General features: G+C 60.2%; 15 protein-coding genes. 10 read left to right on the forward strand and 5 right to left on the reverse strand.

What is annotated here, in order from left to right:
• Positions 1–209 precede the first annotated feature (209 nt).
• From tauA to tauD, 4 genes are all read left to right on the forward strand, one after another.
• Positions 210–1,187 carry a taurine ABC transporter substrate-binding protein gene (gene tauA, locus CQ009_RS20990; protein WP_105708546.1) on the forward strand — a complete coding sequence of 326 codons (978 nt, stop codon included), beginning with the start codon at positions 210–212 and terminating at the stop codon, positions 1,185–1,187.
• Positions 1,188–1,203: 16 nt separating this feature from the next.
• Positions 1,204–1,983, forward strand: coding sequence for a taurine ABC transporter ATP-binding subunit (gene tauB / locus CQ009_RS20995; protein ID WP_064388989.1), 780 nt, complete (start codon positions 1,204–1,206; stop codon positions 1,981–1,983).
• Entirely contained in the window at positions 1,980–2,819 is an 840-nt protein-coding gene (tauC, locus tag CQ009_RS21000) for a taurine ABC transporter permease TauC (protein WP_064388990.1), read from the forward strand. The genes tauB and tauC overlap by 4 nt, the downstream gene beginning before the upstream one ends.
• A gap of 143 nt (positions 2,820–2,962) precedes the next feature.
• Positions 2,963–3,805 carry a taurine dioxygenase gene (gene tauD, locus CQ009_RS21005; RefSeq protein WP_105708548.1) on the forward strand — a complete coding sequence of 281 codons (843 nt, stop codon included), beginning with the start codon at positions 2,963–2,965 and terminating at the stop codon, positions 3,803–3,805.
• A 214-nt stretch (positions 3,806–4,019) separates the two neighbouring features.
• Here the strand turns inward: tauD and mgrA are convergent, their stop codons facing one another.
• From mgrA to CQ009_RS21020, 3 genes are all read right to left on the reverse strand, one after another.
• Positions 4,020–5,057, reverse strand: a complete 1,038-nt coding sequence (gene mgrA / locus CQ009_RS21010; RefSeq protein WP_064388991.1) for an L-glyceraldehyde 3-phosphate reductase — start codon at positions 5,055–5,057, stop codon at positions 4,020–4,022.
• A gap of 109 nt (positions 5,058–5,166) precedes the next feature.
• The gene (locus CQ009_RS21015) at positions 5,167–6,486 is read right to left on the reverse strand and encodes an LLM class flavin-dependent oxidoreductase (protein WP_105708551.1); all 1,320 of its coding nucleotides are present in this window, start codon (positions 6,484–6,486) and stop codon (positions 5,167–5,169) included.
• 2 nt (positions 6,487–6,488) lie between these two features.
• The gene (locus tag CQ009_RS21020) at positions 6,489–8,714 is read right to left on the reverse strand and encodes a TonB-dependent receptor (RefSeq protein WP_105708661.1); all 2,226 of its coding nucleotides are present in this window, start codon (positions 8,712–8,714) and stop codon (positions 6,489–6,491) included.
• Between the two features lie 206 nt (positions 8,715–8,920).
• On the opposite strand from CQ009_RS21020, the gene CQ009_RS21025 reads away from it, so the two are divergent.
• Together CQ009_RS21025 and CQ009_RS21030 are read left to right on the forward strand one after the other, a co-directional pair.
• Positions 8,921–9,958 carry a LacI family DNA-binding transcriptional regulator gene (locus CQ009_RS21025; RefSeq protein ID WP_105708553.1) on the forward strand — a complete coding sequence of 346 codons (1,038 nt, stop codon included), beginning with the start codon at positions 8,921–8,923 and terminating at the stop codon, positions 9,956–9,958.
• Positions 9,959–10,133: 175 nt separating this feature from the next.
• Positions 10,134–10,394: a hypothetical protein gene (locus tag CQ009_RS21030; RefSeq protein WP_064388994.1), complete on the forward strand. Its 261-nt coding sequence runs from the start codon at positions 10,134–10,136 to the stop codon at positions 10,392–10,394.
• A 24-nt stretch (positions 10,395–10,418) separates the two neighbouring features.
• Here the strand turns inward: CQ009_RS21030 and betT are convergent, their stop codons facing one another.
• A complete protein-coding gene (gene betT / locus CQ009_RS21035) occupies positions 10,419–12,380 on the reverse strand; it encodes a choline transporter BetT (RefSeq protein WP_163030199.1) in 1,962 nt (653 codons plus the stop codon).
• Positions 12,381–12,750: 370 nt separating this feature from the next.
• Positions 12,751–13,677: a serine O-acetyltransferase EpsC gene (gene epsC / locus CQ009_RS21045; protein WP_064388996.1), complete on the reverse strand. Its 927-nt coding sequence runs from the start codon at positions 13,675–13,677 to the stop codon at positions 12,751–12,753.
• A 190-nt stretch (positions 13,678–13,867) separates the two neighbouring features.
• Between epsC and CQ009_RS21050 the strand changes: the two genes are divergently transcribed.
• The 4 genes from CQ009_RS21050 to tcyN all read left to right on the forward strand — a co-directional run bounded on the left by CQ009_RS21050 (position 13,868) and on the right by tcyN (position 17,388).
• Positions 13,868–14,860 (forward strand): D-cysteine desulfhydrase, encoded by a 993-nt coding sequence (locus tag CQ009_RS21050; RefSeq protein WP_105708556.1) that lies wholly within the window; start codon positions 13,868–13,870, stop codon positions 14,858–14,860.
• Positions 14,861–15,170: 310 nt separating this feature from the next.
• Positions 15,171–15,971: a cystine ABC transporter substrate-binding protein gene (tcyJ, locus tag CQ009_RS21055; RefSeq protein WP_064388998.1), complete on the forward strand. Its 801-nt coding sequence runs from the start codon at positions 15,171–15,173 to the stop codon at positions 15,969–15,971.
• A complete protein-coding gene (gene tcyL / locus CQ009_RS21060) occupies positions 15,971–16,636 on the forward strand; it encodes a cystine ABC transporter permease (protein WP_064388999.1) in 666 nt (221 codons plus the stop codon). Before tcyJ ends, tcyL begins: the two co-directional genes overlap by 1 nt.
• A 2-nt stretch (positions 16,637–16,638) precedes the next feature.
• A complete protein-coding gene (tcyN, locus tag CQ009_RS21065) occupies positions 16,639–17,388 on the forward strand; it encodes an L-cystine ABC transporter ATP-binding protein TcyN (RefSeq protein ID WP_064389000.1) in 750 nt (249 codons plus the stop codon).
• Positions 17,389–17,495: the final 107 nt, after the last annotated feature.

Genomic DNA, 17,495 nt, shown 5'->3' on the forward strand with positions numbered 1-17,495 from the left:
CCTTCCCCCCTCGCCCCCTTGGGCGAGAGGGCTGGGGTGAGGGGGAAAAAATCTAAAGTCGAACCAATAAATCCAAACCGCCCACAACCTCCCCGCGCTTAGATTTTTCCGCTCATAAGCTCATTCTAAAAAGTTATTTATTTACTGATTCTTAGATCATTTAGTCTCCTTTCACGCCGACGCTCGGTCGCCTGATATGGAGCTCTTCAATGAAACTGAATTTCCCGCTTCGCCTGCTCGCCGTGGCCTCTCTGGCTGCTGCAAGTTTTCTGGCTCAGGCCGCCGACCTCACTGTCGCCTACCAAACCACCGTTGACCCGGCGAAAGTCGCCCAGGCCGACGGCGCTTACGAAAAAGCCACCAAGGCCGATATCGCCTGGCGCAAGTTCGACAACGGCGCCGACATCATTGCCGCCATTGCTTCCGGTGACGTGCAGATCGGCTACCTCGGTTCCAGCCCGCTGACCGCCGCAATCACCCGCAAAGTCCCGGTCGAAACCTTCCTCATCGCCACCCAGATCGGCGCCGCCGAAGCACTGGTTGCGCGCGACGGCTCAGGCATCAAGACCCCGCAGGATCTGATCGGCAAGAAAATCGCCGTGCCGTTCGTGTCCACCGGTCACTACAGCCTGTTGGCCGCGCTCAAGCACTGGAACATCGACCCATCGAAAGTCACCGTGCTCAACCTCGCGCCGCCAGCGATCATCGCCGCGTGGAAACGCGGTGACATCGACGCCACCTACGTGTGGGATCCGGCGTTGGGCGTGGCCAAGGAAAACGGCAAAGTGCTGATCACTTCCGGCGAGCTGGCCAAGTTTGGCGCGCCGACTTTTGATGCGTGGATCGTGCGCAAGGACTTCGCCGAGAAGCACCCGGAAATCGTCACCGCGTTCGCCAAGGTCACCCTCGACGCCTACGCCGACTACCGCAAAGACCCGAAAACCTGGCTTGCCGATCAATCCAACGTCGACAAACTGGTGAAACTCTCCGGTGCCAAGGCCAGCGACATCCCATTGCTGCTGCAGGGCAACGTCTACCCGCTGGCGGCTGACCAGGTTGTCACCCTCGGCGCGCCGACCACCAAAGCCATCACCGACACCGCCGCGTTCCTCAAGGAGCAGGGCAAGGTCGAAGCCGTTCTACCGGACTACGCGCCGTACGTCAGCGCCAAATACATCACCAACTGATCGGGAGTTAACCGCGATGGCCTTGCTACAGCTGGAGCGCATCAGCGCACAGTACCCGGGCAGCCCGACACCGGTGCTGGCGGATATTTCTCTGACCCTCGGGCCTCAGCAATTGCTGGTCGCCCTCGGCCCGTCCGGCAGTGGCAAGACTTCGCTGTTGAACCTGATTGCCGGTTTCGTCGAACCGAGCGCCGGGCGCATCACCCTCGACGGCGTACCGGTCAAAGGCCCGAGCGCCGAACGGGGCGTGGTGTTCCAGGACGACGCGTTGCTGCCTTGGCAGGACGTGTTGGCCAACGTCGCGTTCGGTCTGGAGCTGGCCGGTGTCTCTAAGGACAAACGCGAAAAGATCGCCCGCGAAATGCTCGCACTGGTTGATCTATCCGGTTTCGAAAGTCGCCGTATCTGGCAACTCTCCGGTGGCCAGAAACAACGTGTCGGTCTCGCCCGCGCCCTCGCCGCTGACCCGCGTGTATTGCTGATGGATGAACCTTTCGGCGCCCTCGACGCGTTCACCCGCGAACAGATGCAGGAGTTGTTGCTGCAAGTCTGGCAACGTACCGCCAAGCCGGTTTTCCTGATTACCCATGACATTGAAGAAGCGGTGTTCCTCGCCACTGACCTGATTCTGCTCGCGCCGAATCCGGGGCAGATCGTTGAGCGCCTGCATCTGGATTTCGGTCAGCGTTACGCCGCTGGCGAGTCCGCCCGTGCGATCAAATCCGATCCGCGTTTCATCGAAACCCGCGAACACGTGCTGAGCAAAGTGTTCTCGCAACGGCAGGAGCGCGCATGAGCAGTTACGACGTTTCCTCGGCAGCGGTAAAACCCGCCAGCGCACCGGCGGCGATACCCGTTCGCCGCAGCCTCAGCACACGCTGGATCAGCCTGCTGACGCTGTTCGCATTGTTGGCGATCTGGTGGGCGGTGACCGCCACCGGTTTGATCGAGCCGCTGTTCCTGCCGCCACCGTCCGCCGTGTTGCAAAAGGGCTGGTTGCTGGCAACCACGGGCTACATGGATTCGACGTTGTGGCAGCACCTCGGCGCAAGCCTGAGTCGCATCGGTCTGGGCCTCGGTTTTGCGATCCTGACCGCAGTGCCGGTGGGCATTGCCATCGGCGCCAACCGCATTGCCCGTGGCGTGCTCGATCCGCTGATCGAGTTCTACCGCCCTATCCCACCGCTGGCCTATTTGCCGCTGATCGTGATCTGGTGCGGCATCGGCGAGTTGTCGAAAGTGCTGCTGATTTATCTGGCGATTTTCGCGCCGATTGCCATTGCTACCGCCACCGGCGTGCGTACGGTTGATCCAGCGAAATTGCGCGCGGCGCAGTCGTTGGGCGCGACTCGCGTACAACTGATTCGCCATGTGATTTTGCCGAGCGCTCTGCCGGACATTCTCACTGGCGTGCGCATTGGTCTGGGGGTGGGTTGGTCGACATTGGTCGCGGCGGAGCTGATCGCGGCCACCAGTGGCTTGGGCTTCATGGTGCAGTCGGCCGCGCAGTTCCTGGTCACCGACGTGGTGGTGCTGGGGATTCTGGTCATCGCTCTGATCGCCTTCGCCATGGAAATGGGCCTGCGCGCCCTGCAGCGCAAACTGGTGCCATGGCACGGCCAGGCCCACTGACACATCCCGTTTTTTGAATCCCCGTGTAGGAGCTGCCGAAGGCTGCGATCTTTTGATCTTGTTTTTAAAAAGATCAAGATCAAAAGATCGCAGCCTTCGGCAGCTCCTACATAGGGTGATGACCGCAATTGAAGAGAAAGACCATGAGCAGCCTCAACATAACCCCATTAAGCTCGGCCCTCGGCGCACAGATCAGCGGTGTCGACATCAGCCAGCCATTGAGCCTGGAACACCGCGACGCGATCGAGCAGGCACTGCTCAAATACCAGGTTTTGTTCTTCCGTAACCAGCCAATCGAACCGCCGCAACAGGCGCGTTTCGCCGCCTATTTCGGTGACCTGCACATTCACCCGATCTACCCGAACGTACCGGAGCAACCGGAAGTGCTGATCCTCGACACCGCCGTCACCGACGTGCGCGACAATGCGATCTGGCACACCGACGTGACCTTCCTGCCGACGCCGGCGATGGGCGCGGTGCTCAGCGCCAAGTTGCTGCCGGAGTTTGGCGGCGACACGTTGTGGGCCAGCGGGATTGCTGCGTATGAAGCGTTGTCGGCGCCGCTGAAAAGCTTGCTTGAAGGGCTGACTGCGACTCACGATTTCACTCGCTCGTTTCCGCTGGAGCGCTACGGCAATACGCCTGAAGCGTTGGCGCAGTGGGAAGAGGCCCGACGCAAGAATCCACCGCTGTCGCACCCGGTGATTCGTACACACCCGGTCAGTGGCCGGCGCTCGTTGTTCGTCAACGAAGGCTTCACCTCGAAGATCAATGAGCTGTCGGAAACCGAGAGCGAGGCGATTCTGAAGTTTCTGTTCGCCCATGCAACACGGCCGGAGTTCACCATTCGCTGGCGCTGGCAGCAGGACGATATTGCGTTCTGGGATAACCGCGTGACGCAGCATTACGCGGTGGATGACTATCGGCCGGCGCGACGGGTGATGCAGCGGGCGACGGTGTTGGGGGATGTGCCGTTTTTTCGCTGAGCCCTGAACAGCAAAAGCCCCTCACCCTAACCCTCTCCCGGAGGGAGAGGGGACTGAATGGGGGGATGCTTTAGAGGTACGCCGACCTGATATTGCTTTGCTGAATCCATAATCGACTCGGTATTTCAGGTCGATGTATGACGCAAGACAACTCGGTCGGCTCCCTCTCCCTCTGGGCGGTCCGACGTTTCGGGAGGGCTGGGGTGAGGGTCGCTTATTCTGCCGTCGAAGGCTTCTCCCAAAGATTGATCCCGCCTTCCTGCGCAAACCGGTCAATCTCCGCCAGCTCCTCAGCACTGAAGCTCAAATTCTCCAACGCCCCTACGTTCTCGATAATCTGCTCCGGCCGGCTCGCACCAATCAGCGCAGAAGTCACCCGTGGATCGCGCAGTGTCCACGCCAGCGCCAGTTGCGCCAGGCTCTGACCGCGACGCTTGGCGATTTCATTCAACGCCCGCACATGCGCAATGTTGGCCTCGGACAAGTGCGAAGCCTGCAACGAACCACCGCCCGGACGATTGACCCGCGCATCCGCCGGCACGCCGTTGAGGTATTTGTCGGTGAGCAGACCTTGCGCCAGCGGGGTGAACGCGATCACGCCTGTGCCGAGTTCATCGGTGGTATCAAGCAGATCCTTTTCCACCCAGCGATTGAGCAGGTTGTACGCTGGTTGATGGATCAGCAGCGGCACTTTCCACTCTTTGAGCAGCGCAGCGATCTCGCGGGTTTTCACCCCGGAATAAGACGAGATACCGATGTACAACGCCTTGCCCTGTTGTACGGCAGTGGCGAGTGCGCTGGCGGTTTCTTCCAGCGGGGTGTCCGGGTCGAAGCGGTGCGAATAGAAGATATCCACGTAGTCGAGACCCAGACGTTGCAGGCTCTGGTCGAGGCTGGCCAGCACGTATTTGCGCGAACCGCCGCCCTGACCGTAAGGGCCGGGCCACATGTCCCAACCGGCCTTGCTGGAGATGATCAGTTCGTCGCGGTACTGCTTGAAGTCTTCGCGCAGCAGACGACCGAAATTGGTCTCGGCGCTGCCGTACGGCGGGCCGTAGTTGTTGGCCAGGTCGAAGTGGTTGATGCCTAAGTCGAAGGCGGTGCGCAGCAAGGCGCGTTGGGTGTCGATCGGCGTGCTGTCACCGAAGTTGTGCCACAGGCCGAGCGAAAGCGCCGGCAACACCAGACCGCTGCGCCCGACGCGGCGGTAAGGGATGGAGTCATAGCGATTTTCGGCAGCGGTGTAAGTCATCGAATCCTCTCTTGTCTGTCTTGAAATGGGTGTCGACTTCATCGCGAGCAAGCTCGCTCCCACATTGGAATGCAGTCTCCTGTGGGAGCGAGCTTGCTCGCGAAGGGTTTTACGAAAATCTATTGTTCGGTCGAGCGAGACCAAGGTTCTGGCGCAACGTCCGGCCTTCGTATTCAGTTCTGAACAACCCACGCCGTTGCAGTTCCGGGACCACGCTATTGGCGAAGTCTTCGAGCCCGCCCGGCAGGTGCGGCACCAGCACGTTGAAGCCGTCAGCCGCGCCCTGTTCGAACCATTCCTGCAAGCGATCAGCGATCTGCTCCGGTGTACCGACCAGGCTGTAATGCCCTCGCCCGCCAGCAATCTTGCGACCGAGTTCAGCAAGGCTCAGGCTCTCCCGCCCCGCCAATTCCGTCAGCAATTTCTGCCGGCTCTGCTGGCCGCTTTCCGTCAGCGGCAATTCGGGCAACGGGCCGTCCAGCGGATACTTCGATAAATCGAAGTTGCCCAGCATACGCCCAAGCAAGGCGACGCCAACCTCGGGTTCGACTAATTGCTGAAACGTTTCATATTTTTCCTGCGCCTCGGCTTCGGTGCCGCCGACCACGACAAAAACCCCGGGCATGATTTTCAGCGAATCGGCGCTGCGACCGTACTTGGGCAAACGTCCTTTGAGGTCGGCGTAAAACGCCTGGGCATTGGCTAAGGAGGTCTGAGCGGTGAACACCACTTCAGCCGTCTGCGCCGCTAATTCGCGTCCGGTTTCCGAAGAGCCGGCCTGGACAATCACCGGTTGCCCCTGCGGCGAGCGCGCAACGTTCAGCGGGCCTTTGACCCGAAAGTGCTCGCCGACGTGATTCAGTACGTGCAATTTCGCAGGGTCGTAATACGCCCCGCTGGCCTTGTCGCGCACAAACGCATCGTCCTCCCAACTGTCCCAAAGCCCGGTGACTACCTGATGAAATTCGCGCGCACGGCTGTAGCGTTCGGCGTGGCCTATATGCTCGTCGCGGCCGAAATTCAGCGCCTCGGCAGCATTGTCCGACGTCACCAGATTCCACCCCGCACGACCACCCGAGAGATGATCGAGCGAAGCGAATTTACGCGCCACGTGATACGGCTCGTTGTAACTGGTGGTCGCCGTGGCGATCAGGCCGATGTGCTCGGTCACGGCACTGAGGGCCGAGAGCAAGGTCAGCGGTTCAAAGTGATCCGAGCGCGCCATGCGGCTGGCGATGTCCTGGGTCGGCGCGGCGACGCTGTCGGCAACAAACAGCGCATCGAACTTCGCTGCCTCGGCGATCTGCGCCAACCGCTTGTAATGGGCGAAATCCAGACCCGCATTCGCCGGCACATGCGGATGACGCCACGCCGCCACGTGGTGCCCGGTGGCCATGAGAAATGCGCCGAGTTTCAACTGTCTGCTCATCGTCAGAAATCCTTGCGCAGTTGCACGCCGAAGTAGCGCTCGTCATCCCGTGGCACGGCGCGGTAGATGTAGTTGCCACCGCTGGCGAGGACCGGCGAATAGGATTTGTCGGCCAGGTTTTTGCCCAGCAGCGCGACCCGCCAGCCGTTGGTGTAATCGGCCAGTGCGATGCTGGCGTTCCAGATGCCGTAAGCACCCTGTTTGGTGTCGACGTTCTGGCTGATGTCGTACTGCACTTCGCTCTGCCAGCTGTAGTCGGTGCCGAGTTCGATATCCAGTCCGTTATCCAGCGGGATGGTGTAGTCAGCGCGCACGTAGCTTTTCCAGTCCGGGCTGAACGGCAGCGGTTTGCCGTTGACGTTGCACGACGCCGCCGCGCCCGCCGGGCAGGCGAATTCGTCGATGCGGGCGCGGGTGTAAGCCAGTGCGCCGGACAGTTTCAATTGCTGGGTCGCCTGCAAGGCGTAATCGAGCTCGACGCCTTCGGTGCTGACGCTGCCGGCGTTGATCAGACGCGTCACAACCTGGCCGGCGACGGTGTCGAAGAAATTCGCCTGGTAGTTGTCGTACTCGCTGTGGAACACCGCGAGGTTGGTGGTCAGGCGATTGTTCCACGACGTGGCTTTGATCCCCGCCTCCCAAGTGTTGGACGTCTCGGGCTTAAGCGCTTCGGTGTCGCGCGGCTGCATGTTGAAGAATACGTTGTAGGCCGGGCCTTTGTAGCCGCGCGAGTAGGTCAGGTAAGTGGTGACGGCATCGCTCAAGTCGTACTGCACACCGAAACGACCGGACCAGCCGTCTTCGTCGACCGAGCCTGAGCTGCTGGTGGCCGGTTGAATGCCGCTGACCGTAGTCGCCGAAGTCGAAACGCGGCGGTGATCGTATTCGAGATCATCGTGGGTGTAGCGCAGGCCGGCGATGCCGCGAAAGTCGGACGTGAAGTTCAGCGTGCTCTCGCCAAACACGGCATAACTGTCGCTGGTGGTGCTGTAATCAGCGATGCCGCGATCGGTGCGCGTGGTCGTTGTCAGCGTGCGCTGATAGGTCTCTTCGTCCTTGCCGTGCATGTAGAACAGGCCGCCGACGTATTCGAGAAATTCGCCCTTCGGCGAGGCCAGACGCAGCTCTTGCGAGTATTGATCGAAGGCCAGATCGCCCTTGTCCGCCGTGCCCGGGAACGCTGCGGTCACCGTGCCGAGACGGTCGCCGTCCTGATACTGCGTGTTGTCCCAGCCACGCCACGCGGTAATCGACGTCAGGGTGTAATCGCCCAATTGCCAGTCGAGCTGGCCGGACAAGCCTTTGTTGGTGTCTTCGACATGGGAGCGGGTGTCGGTGTTGATGTCGCGGTTGTGGCTGGAGGCGTAAGCCGGGCTCAGCGCATTGGCGAAGGCCGGGGTCAGCGACTTGCTGACCACGCCATTGGGGCCGTCGTCGTGGGACTGCATGTAGTCGGCGATCAGGGTGAAGGTGACGTCGTCATTCGGGGTGAATTCGAGTTTGCCGCGCACGCCGCGATGGTTGTAACCGTTGACCTCCTGACCGTTGTGTTGGTTGTCGACGTTGCCGTCGTAGCTGCCGAACAGCGTGCTGATCGAGCCTTTCAATGTGTCCGGAATCAGGCTGCCGCCGATGCCGAAACGCGTGCGGCTTTCGTTGCCGCTGTAGTACGACTGATCGATGTAACCGTGGGTTTCGGCGGTGGGTGCCTTGCTGGTGATGTTGAGCACACCGGCCGAGGCGTTCTTGCCGAACAGGGTGCCTTGCGGGCCGCGCAACACTTCGACGCGTTCCAGATCGAGCAGATCCATGGTGGCCTGACCCGGACGCGCATACACCACGCCGTCGATCACAGTTGCCACGGTCGGCTCGACGCCCGGCGAGGTGGAAATCGTACCGACGCCGCGCACGAACAACGAGGTGTCCTTGTTCGAAGCGCCAGTGCGGAAGTTCAACGATGGCACTTGCTGGACGATGCTCGCCACGCCGTTGCGGTTGTCGCGCTCAAGCTGTTCGCCGTCGATCACCGAGACCGCCACCGGCACTTTTTGCAGCGACTCTTCGCGACGGGTCGCGGTGACGGTTACCGACTTCAGCGTTGGCTCCTGATCGCTGCTCTCAGCGGCGAATGCATTGGGCAACGGCAGCGCCGCCAACCCCGTGAATAACCAGCCAGCAGCGCGAATCGATTGCGCCAGTTTATGTGTCGCCCCAGGAATGTTGTGCATGTTCTGCCCGCTCGAAATTGGCCCTGATCCGCTGCCGTTCTGCGACGACAGCGCCTGAATCGGTGTCTTGGGCATTCGCTCGAGCGAGTAGCAGACAACGCGCTTTGTTAGCGCTAACATCGCTAATATTGGCCAACCTCACATAGACCGTCCAATACTGAAAAATTAGTTTTATATGCGATTTGGTTTTTAACAAGGATCGAACCATGAGCGAAGAAAAGCCCCGCAAGCGCCGTGGCGCCGGACGCGTGACCCTCAATGCGGTCGCCCGCGAGGCAGGGGTGTCAGCGATCACCGTGTCGCGGTATTTCAATCAGCCCGAACAGGTTTCGCCCGAACGCCGCGAGCGGATTGCGGCAGTGGTGGCGGAGTTGGGTTACGTACCGAATCTGGTGGCCGGCGGGCTGGCCTCGGCACGGGGGAAAATCGTCGGCATGGTGATTCCGAACATCTCCGGGCCGATCTTCGCCAATACCATTCAAGGCTTCAGCGATACCCTCAGTCGTCACGGTTATCAACTGTTGCTGGCGTCGAGTTACTTCAGTACTGAACAAGAAGAAAACGCCGTGCGTGCGTTTCTTGGCTGGTCGCCGGCGGCGTTGGTATTGACCAGTCACTTTCACAGCGCGGGCACGGAAAAGATGATCACCGAGGCCGATGTGCCGGTGATCGAGACTTGGGATTACCAACCGGATCGCGAGCCGATGCAGATCGGTTTTTCGCATTTTGAAGTGGGCGTGACGGCGGCAAAACATCTGCTGGGAAAAGGCTACCAACGTATCGCCTTCGTGCAGAACAGTGCGCCGGGAGACCTCAGCGCACTGGAGCGCCGTGACGGCTATGCCGCGACCCTGCGCGAATCCGGCCGGGAGCCTTGGGTGTTCGCACCCGATGCCGGTCGCGCACCGTTCGAAGCCGGCAAACAGGCGATGGATGCCCTGATGAACGCCTCACCGCGCCCCGATGCAATCATCTTCGCCAACGACAACCTCGCCGCCGGCGGCTTGCTCGCCGGGCAACGCGCAGGTATTAAAATCCCCGAAAACTGCGCCGTTCTAGGCTTCGGTGATTACCCCTTCGCCGAGATGCTTTTGCCCAGCCTGAGCACGATCAAACCACCGGCGCTGGAGATTGGCGTGCTTGCCGCCACGCGTGTTTTGGAAAGTCTCGGGGTATTACCAAGCGACGAGGTGCAACGCCTGAACCTGCTGCAATGCCAAGTCATCGAACGCGAAAGCACCTGATGAATATGGCGGGGGCTGGATTGGCTATGCTTTAAAGACTACCGAGGTGGCCCTATCGCGAGCAGGCTCACTCCTACAGGGAACGGGGTTGACCACAGAGCGCTCCACTGTAGGAGTGAGCCTGCTCGCGATAGCGGTCTTTCAGGCAATACCCATCCACCAGACAGAGCTCGCCATGCACACCGCCATCATCATCTTCTTCGGCCTGGTCCTGCTCGCGCTGATGCTCTACATCGGCGAGCGCATCGGCTTCAGCCGGCAGACCATGGCCTACGGCTTCGCCGCCCTGTGGCTGGCGTTGACGGTGATCAATGGTGCGGTGGGGGTGGTGCATGCCGGCCAGTCCGTGGGATCGGAACTAGCCATTGGCAGTGCGGTGTTCGGGGTGCCGGTGGCGGCGATGGTGTTGTTCATGGTGCTGAGCGCCGAGTCGTAAAACGTCCCGGCGCCCAACTGCCAATCAACGCACCAGATGCAGGAACTGCATGTGGCGTTCGTACTGGTCGAGGATGTCGTTGATGATCTGCTCTTTGGTGTAGCCGACCAGATCGTAGTCCTGACTGCCCTCGCTCAGATGCACTTCAGCGCGGTAGTAACGGCGATTGTTGAGCTGCTTTGAACCCATACCGCCACGGGCGAAGGACGGCGTGAAGTAGCCGCGCATCTGCACCTGATAGATGAACGGATGCGCATCACCATGGCCGATTTCGAGGCTGACGCTGTCATTCGCCGGATCCGGCTGGGTGACCACGTTCAGGCCTTTCTCGACGAACACCGCCGTCACTTCTTCAATCGCCGGGCGCACCGTGGTGTCCATGAAGCGGTACACCTCGTCACGCGACGGGAAGTGCACTGCCTGGCTCAGACGCTGACGCCAGCCACCGGTGCCGCGCCGCGAACCGGAAACCGGGGCCAGCGAATGCAGTTGCGCGATCTGCTTCTGCGATTCCAGATAGAACGCCTTGTGCAGGCCCCACATCATCAGCAGCAAGATCAACGAGAACGGCAACGAGGTCAGCACTACCGCTGACTTCAGCGCATCGATGCTGCCGGAGAACAGCAGCGCACTGGTGATCAGCGCGGTCATCGCGCCCCAGAACACCCGCAGCCACTTCGGCCCGTCTTCATCGGGGTTGCCGCCCTTGGCCGACAGGGTCGAGAGCACCACCGTGCCGGAGTCGGCCGAGGTGACGAAGAACACGAAGCTGATAAACACCGTCACGGCGATGACGGTTTTGCTCCACGGATAGGTTTCCAGCAGCAGGTAAATGCTCATCGACGGATTGTCGATGGCCGACATGCCCAGCGCGCTCATGCCGTGGTTGAGCACTTGATCCAGCGCGCTGTTGCCGAAGATCGACATCCACGCGAGGGTGAAACCGAGCGGAATCAGCAGCACGCCGAAGACGAATTCGCGGATGGTGCGGCCACGGGAAATCCGTGCGATGAACAAACCCACGAACGGCGACCATGCAATCCACCAGGCCCAGTAGAACACTGTCCAGCCACCGAGCCAGTCGCTCGGTTTATCGTAGGCATAGAGGTCAAAACTCTTCATCGGCAAGGCGCCGAGGTAGTCGCCAAGGTTCTGGATCAAGGTGTTGAGCAGATGCTGGGTGGGACCTGCGAACAACACGAACAGCAACAGCGCACAGGCCAGCAGCATGTTGATGTCGGACATCACCCGCACGCCTTTATCGACACCGGAAACGGCAACGATAATCGCCGCGCCCATCATCAGCGTGATCAGGCCGACCTGAATCCACTGGGTGTGAGCGATGCCGAACAGGTAGTCGAGACCGGAGTTGAGGTGCAGCACCCCAAAGCCCATGTCGGCACCCAGACCGAACACCGTGGCGATGATGCCGAAGCCGTCGACCGCATAACCGATCGGGCCGTTGATGCGTTTGCCGATCAGCGGATACAGCGCCGAGCGAAGGGCGAGTGGCAGGTTGTGGCGGTAAGCGAAATAGGCCAGCGCCATGCCGACGAAGGCGAACACGCCCCAGCCATGCAGGCCCCAGTGCAGAAACAGAATCTGCATGGCCTGACGCGCCGCATCCGCCGTGCCCGCCTCGCCTTGCGGCGGTTGCAGCATATGAGTCAGCGGTTCAGAGACGCAGAAGAAGAACAGCGTGATGCTGATCCCGGCGGCGAACAGCATGCCGGCCCAGGACAGGTAACTGAATTCGGGCTCGTCGTGGTCGGCACCGAGTTTTATCTTGCCGTAGCCGGATAAGGCGGTGACCACCACGAAGACCAGATACAGGGTCATCGCGAGCATGTAGTACCAGCCGACCGTGTTGGCCGCCCAGTTTTGCGCTTCCAGCAGCCAGGCACCTGCCTGCTCCGGCATGGCAATGACGACGAGACCAAACAGCAGAATGACCGTCGCGGCGAAATAGAACACCGGCGGATTCATGCGTACCAGGCCACTGGCGGGGGTGGACGATGCACTCATGAAACGTGCACCTCGAGGGGTTGAATCGTGGCTGAAATGATCGGACTCAGCAAAGGCAAGCCTCCTGTTGTGAGCGGGCAGCGAACCACCGGTTTAACTTGAATGAACGTTCAAGTTAAACATGGATAGGGTGGTAAGGACTAATCGCAGGGCTGGGCGGTAGTTTTCCTACAGTAGCCCAAGGAGGTGTATGACGCGGGTTTGGAGGAATTCGTTCAACAGCAACATGGCCTTATGCCCATAGCTGTAGGAGCTGCCGAAGGCTGCGATCTTTTGCTGTGGTTTTTGTAGATCAAAAGATCGCAGCCTTCGGCAGCTCCTACATGGGATCTTACTTTTGCGTGCCGTCATCGTGCTGCAAGTTGGCCTGGGTCAGATTGCACCCCGCCGGCACGCTGCGCGTCAGCCACACGTTGCCGCCAATGGTCGAACCCTTACCGATGGTGATGCGTCCGAGAATCGTCGCCCCGGCGTAAATCACCACATCATCTTCCACGATCGGATGACGCGGATGGCCCTTCTGCAACTGGCCGTCTTCGTCCGCCGGGAAGCGTTTGGCGCCCAACGTCACCGCCTGATAAATCCGCACCCGCTCGCCAATGATCGCGGTTTCACCAATCACCACACCGGTACCGTGATCGATAAAGAAGCTACGGCCGATCTGCGCCCCCGGGTGAATATCGATGCCCGTCGCCGAATGGGCGATTTCCGCACTGATCCGCGCCAGCAACGGCAAACCGGCGCGATACAAATGGTGCGCCAGACGATGGTGAATCACCGCCAGAATCCCCGGGTAGCACAGCAGCACTTCATCGACACTGCGCGCCGCCGGATCACCGTGATAGGCCGCCAGCACATCGGTGTCGAGCAGCGTGCGCAGGCTCGGCAAGGCCAAGGCAAAATCCTGCACGATCTGAATTGCACGGGCCTCGACTTCAGTATCGGCCTGCGCGCTATGGCGGGCGACGTAACGCAACTCCAGTCGAGTCTGTGCCAATAAGGCATTCAGTGCGACATCAAGCGTGTGGCCGACGTAAAAGTCTTCACTCTCTTCACGCAGATCCACCGGGCCCAGGCGCATCGGGAACAACGCACCACAGAGCGCCTCGAGAATCTCCGCCATCGCCGCCCGCGAGGGCAACTCGCGCCCGCCCTGCTCGCCGGAGGCCCGGCCGTTCTGTGCCCGCCACTGATCCCGCGCGCTGCGCAGTTGACTGACGATGGTCTGCAATTGCCAATGGCTGGAACGCTCGCTCACGGTAAAGACTCCTCACGGGCGGCCGGACTGTCTGGCCGCGTCAACGGCGCCTACTTTACGGCAAGGTCGCGAAGGCGAATTAAGAACCGATAGTGCTGGGCTCAGTCGATTTGGCTATAAGCGCTTGACGGTTGCCCCTGCAAAAGCACGTGCCTATAGTCCTTTCATCTTTCTCCGCCAGTACGGACTCATGATCAAACAACAGCTGGAACGCTTTAACCGTCTCGACCTGCTCGGTCACTCCACGCCGCTGGAAAAACTCGAACGCCTGTCCACCTGGCTCGGCCGCGAGGTGTACATCAAACGCGATGACCTGACGCCTCTGGCCATGGGCGGCAACAAGTTGCGCAAACTCGAATACCTCGGCGCCGATGCCCTCGCGCAAGGCGCCGACACGCTGATCACTGCCGGCGCGCTGCAATCGAACCACGTTCGCCAGACCGCCGCACTCGCCGCCAAACTCGGTCTTGGCTGCGTGGCCCTGCTGGAAAATCCCCTGGGCACCAACGACAGCGACTACACCGGCAACGGCAACCGTCTGCTGCTGGATCTGTTCGACACCAAGGTCGAGCTGGTCGACAACCTCGACAACGCTGACGAACAATTGGCCGCCCTCGCCGTGCGGCTGCGCAGTAACGGCAAGAAGCCGTATCTGGTGCCGATCGGCGGCTCGAATGCGCTCGGTGCTCTGGGCTACGTGCGTGCCGGCCTGGAACTGGCCGAGCAGATCAAGGACACCGGACTCGATTTCGCTGCAGTGGTATTGGCCTCCGGCAGCGCCGGGACGCACAGCGGTCTGGCCTTGGCGCTGAGCGAAGTGTTGCCGCGATTGCCGGTGATCGGCGTGACGGTTTCGCGCAGTGAAGAAGATCAGAAGCCTAAGGTGCAGGGGCTGGCCGAACGTACGGCGGATCTGCTTGGCGTCGAGCTGCCGGCCAGCTTCAAGGTCGAGTTGTGGGACGAATATTTCGGCCCGCGTTATGGCGAACCGAATGCCGGAACGTTGGCTGCAATGAAATTGCTGGCCAGTCAGGAAGCGGTACTGCTGGACCCGGTTTACACCGGCAAGGCGATGGCGGGGTTGCTCGATGGCATCGGGCGTCAGCGTTTTGATGAAGGGCCGATCATCTTCCTGCACACCGGTGGCGCTCCGGCGTTATTTGCTTATAGGGATTTCCTGTAGCGAGATCGTTCCCACGCTCTGCGTGGGAATGCAGCCGTGGACGCTCCGCGTCCCCTTGAGCGCTGGAACGCGGAGCGTCCCTAGAGTCATTCCCACGCAGAGCGTGGGAACGATCCTCATATTCCAATAAAGAATATCATTTTCAATATTAAGTATTTTCAAGTCTAAAACAGACATCTTATAGTCTCGCCGCAGGCGAATTTCGCGCAAGACGCATAAGCTGCTTTAGGGCACGATAACGCAGGCGCACGAATCACCCATTCGCCAACTTTCCTTTAGCGTCTTCCATAAGAAAACACAGGGGCTCGTCATGAATTTTTCCGCACTACGTCGCAATCTGCTGGTGGGTTCGCTGGGCCTGGCGCTGAGCGCCGGTCTGATCGGCCAGGCAGTAGCCGGTGAGCAGCTGCAACAGATCAAGGACAAGGGCGTTATCAACGTCGGCCTGGAAGGCACTTATCCTCCGTTCAGCTTCGTCGATGCCGACGGCAAACTGTCCGGTTTCGAAGTAGAACTCTCCGAAGCGCTGGCACAAAAACTCGGCGTCAAAGCCAAGGTTCAGCCAACCAAGTGGGACGGTATTCTCGCGGCGCTGGAATCCAAGCGTCTGGATGTCGTAGTCAATCAAGTGACCATCTCCGACGAGCGCAAAAAGAAGTATGACTTTTCCGAGCCGTACACCGTTTCCGGTATTCAGGCGCTGGTGCTGAAGAGCAAAGAAGCGGCGCTGAACATCAAGACCGCCAATGACCTGTCCGGCAAGAAAGTCGGTGTGGGCCTGGGCACCAACTATGAGCAGTGGGTCCGCGCCAACGTGCCGGGCGCCGACGTGCGCACCTACGATGATGATCCGACCAAGTTTGCCGACCTCAACAACGGCCGCACCGACGCCATTCTGATCGACCGTCTGGCCGCACTGGAATACGCCAAGAAAGCGCCGAAAACCGTCGCTGCCGGTGAAGCTTTCTCCCGTCAGGAAGCCGGTGTTGCCCTGCGCAAAGGCGAGCCTGAACTGCTGGCCGCCGTGAACAAGGCCCTCGACGAACTGCGTGCCGACGGCACCCTGAAGAAGCTGTCCGAGAAGTACTTCAACGCTGACGTCACTCAATAATGGAAGAAGCTTTCCAACTCGCACTGGACTCCGCGCCCTTCCTGCTCAAGGGCGCGTATTACACGGTAATCCTCAGCCTCGGCGGAATGTTCTTCGGTTTGCTGCTGGGCTTCGGCCTGGCACTGATGCGCCTGTCGCGTTTCAAATCGGTGAGCTGGCTGGCGCGCATCTACGTGTCGTTCTTTCGCGGCACGCCATTGCTGGTGCAACTGTTCGTGATCTATTACGGCTTACCGCAATTGGGTCTCGAACTGGATCCGCTGCCGGCGGCACTGATCGGCTTTTCGCTGAACATGGCCGCGTACGCCTGTGAAATCCTCCGTGCCGCGATCGGTTCGATCGAACGTGGCCAGTGGGAAGCCGCTGCGAGCATCGGCATGACCCGCGCGCAAACCCTGCGCCGGGCCATTCTGCCGCAAGCAATGCGCACGGCCTTGCCGCCGCTGGGTAACAGCTTCATTTCACTGGTCAAGGACACGGCACTGGCCGCCACCATTCAGGTACCGGAGCTGTTCCGTCAGGCACAGTTGATTACCGCCCGGACTTTCGAAGTCTTCACCATGTATCTTGCCGCCGCGCTGATCTACTGGATTCTGGCCACAGTGCTTTCGCACTTCCAGAACAAGTTGGAAGAGCGGGTCAATCGGCACGACCAGGAGTCCTGACGATGATTGTCGTGGAAAAACTGACCAAGCAATTCAAGGGTCAGGTCGTGCTCAACGGCATCGACCTCGAGGTCAAGGAAGGCGAGGTCGTCGCGATCATCGGCCCCAGCGGTTCGGGGAAAACGACGTTCCTGCGCTGCCTTAACTTTCTTGAACAACCCACCAGCGGCCGTATCAAGGTCGGCGATATCGAGATTGATACCAGCCGCCCGCTGAACCAGCAGCAAGCGTTGGTGCGCAACCTGCGCCAGCACGTGGGCTTTGTGTTTCAGAACTTCAACCTGTTCCCCCACCGCACTGCGCTGGAAAACGTCATCGAAGGCCCGATCGTGGTCAAGAAGATGCCGCGCGACGCCGCCGTTGCCCTGGGCAAGAAGCTCATGGCCAAAGTCGGTCTGGCGGGCAAGGAGGACGCCTATCCGCGTCGTCTGTCCGGCGGCCAGCAACAGCGCGTGGCGATTGCCCGGGCGCTGGCGATGGAGCCGGAAGTGATCCTGTTCGACGAGCCGACCTCGGCCCTCGACCCGGAACTGGTGGGTGAAGTGCTGGCGACCATTCGTGGTCTCGCCGAAGAAAAACGCACCATGGTCATCGTCACCCACGAAATGGGGTTTGCCCGCGATGTGGCCAACCGTGTGGTGTTTTTCGACAAGGGTGTGATCGTTGAACAGGGTGAAGCCAAAGCGTTGTTTGCCAACCCGAAAGAAGAACGCACTAAACAGTTTCTCAGCAAGTTCCTGAATCACGCTTGAGAATCTTGATGCACCAAACGTCAACTTCCACGGATGGAAGTTACGTTATCCCGCCTGAACGACCCGCTTGAGCAAATACTAATCAAACATGTTCCATCCAGAACATA

It is taken from the genome of Pseudomonas sp. MYb2 (assembly GCF_002979955.1).
Taxonomy (GTDB): domain Bacteria; phylum Pseudomonadota; class Gammaproteobacteria; order Pseudomonadales; family Pseudomonadaceae; genus Aquipseudomonas.

Bases quoted from the DNA above. Each gene is read 5' to 3' on its own strand.
- tauA (WP_105708546.1), top strand. From the start codon at position 210: ATGAAACTGAATTTCCCGCTTCGCCTGCTCGCCGTGGCCTCTCTGGCT.
- tauB (WP_064388989.1), top strand. From the start codon at position 1,204: ATGGCCTTGCTACAGCTGGAGCGCATCAGCGCACAGTACCCGGGCAGC.
- tauC (WP_064388990.1), top strand. From the start codon at position 1,980: ATGAGCAGTTACGACGTTTCCTCGGCAGCGGTAAAACCCGCCAGCGCA.
- tauD (WP_105708548.1), top strand. From the start codon at position 2,963: ATGAGCAGCCTCAACATAACCCCATTAAGCTCGGCCCTCGGCGCACAG.
- mgrA (WP_064388991.1), bottom strand. From the start codon at position 5,057: ATGACTTACACCGCTGCCGAAAATCGCTATGACTCCATCCCTTACCGC.
- CQ009_RS21015 (WP_105708551.1), bottom strand. From the start codon at position 6,486: ATGAGCAGACAGTTGAAACTCGGCGCATTTCTCATGGCCACCGGGCAC.
- CQ009_RS21020 (WP_105708661.1), bottom strand. From the start codon at position 8,714: ATGCACAACATTCCTGGGGCGACACATAAACTGGCGCAATCGATTCGC.
- CQ009_RS21025 (WP_105708553.1), top strand. From the start codon at position 8,921: ATGAGCGAAGAAAAGCCCCGCAAGCGCCGTGGCGCCGGACGCGTGACC.
- CQ009_RS21030 (WP_064388994.1), top strand. From the start codon at position 10,134: ATGCACACCGCCATCATCATCTTCTTCGGCCTGGTCCTGCTCGCGCTG.
- betT (WP_163030199.1), bottom strand. From the start codon at position 12,380: ATGAATCCGCCGGTGTTCTATTTCGCCGCGACGGTCATTCTGCTGTTT.
- CQ009_RS21050 (WP_105708556.1), top strand. From the start codon at position 13,868: ATGATCAAACAACAGCTGGAACGCTTTAACCGTCTCGACCTGCTCGGT.
- tcyJ (WP_064388998.1), top strand. From the start codon at position 15,171: ATGAATTTTTCCGCACTACGTCGCAATCTGCTGGTGGGTTCGCTGGGC.
- tcyL (WP_064388999.1), top strand. From the start codon at position 15,971: ATGGAAGAAGCTTTCCAACTCGCACTGGACTCCGCGCCCTTCCTGCTC.
- tcyN (WP_064389000.1), top strand. From the start codon at position 16,639: ATGATTGTCGTGGAAAAACTGACCAAGCAATTCAAGGGTCAGGTCGTG.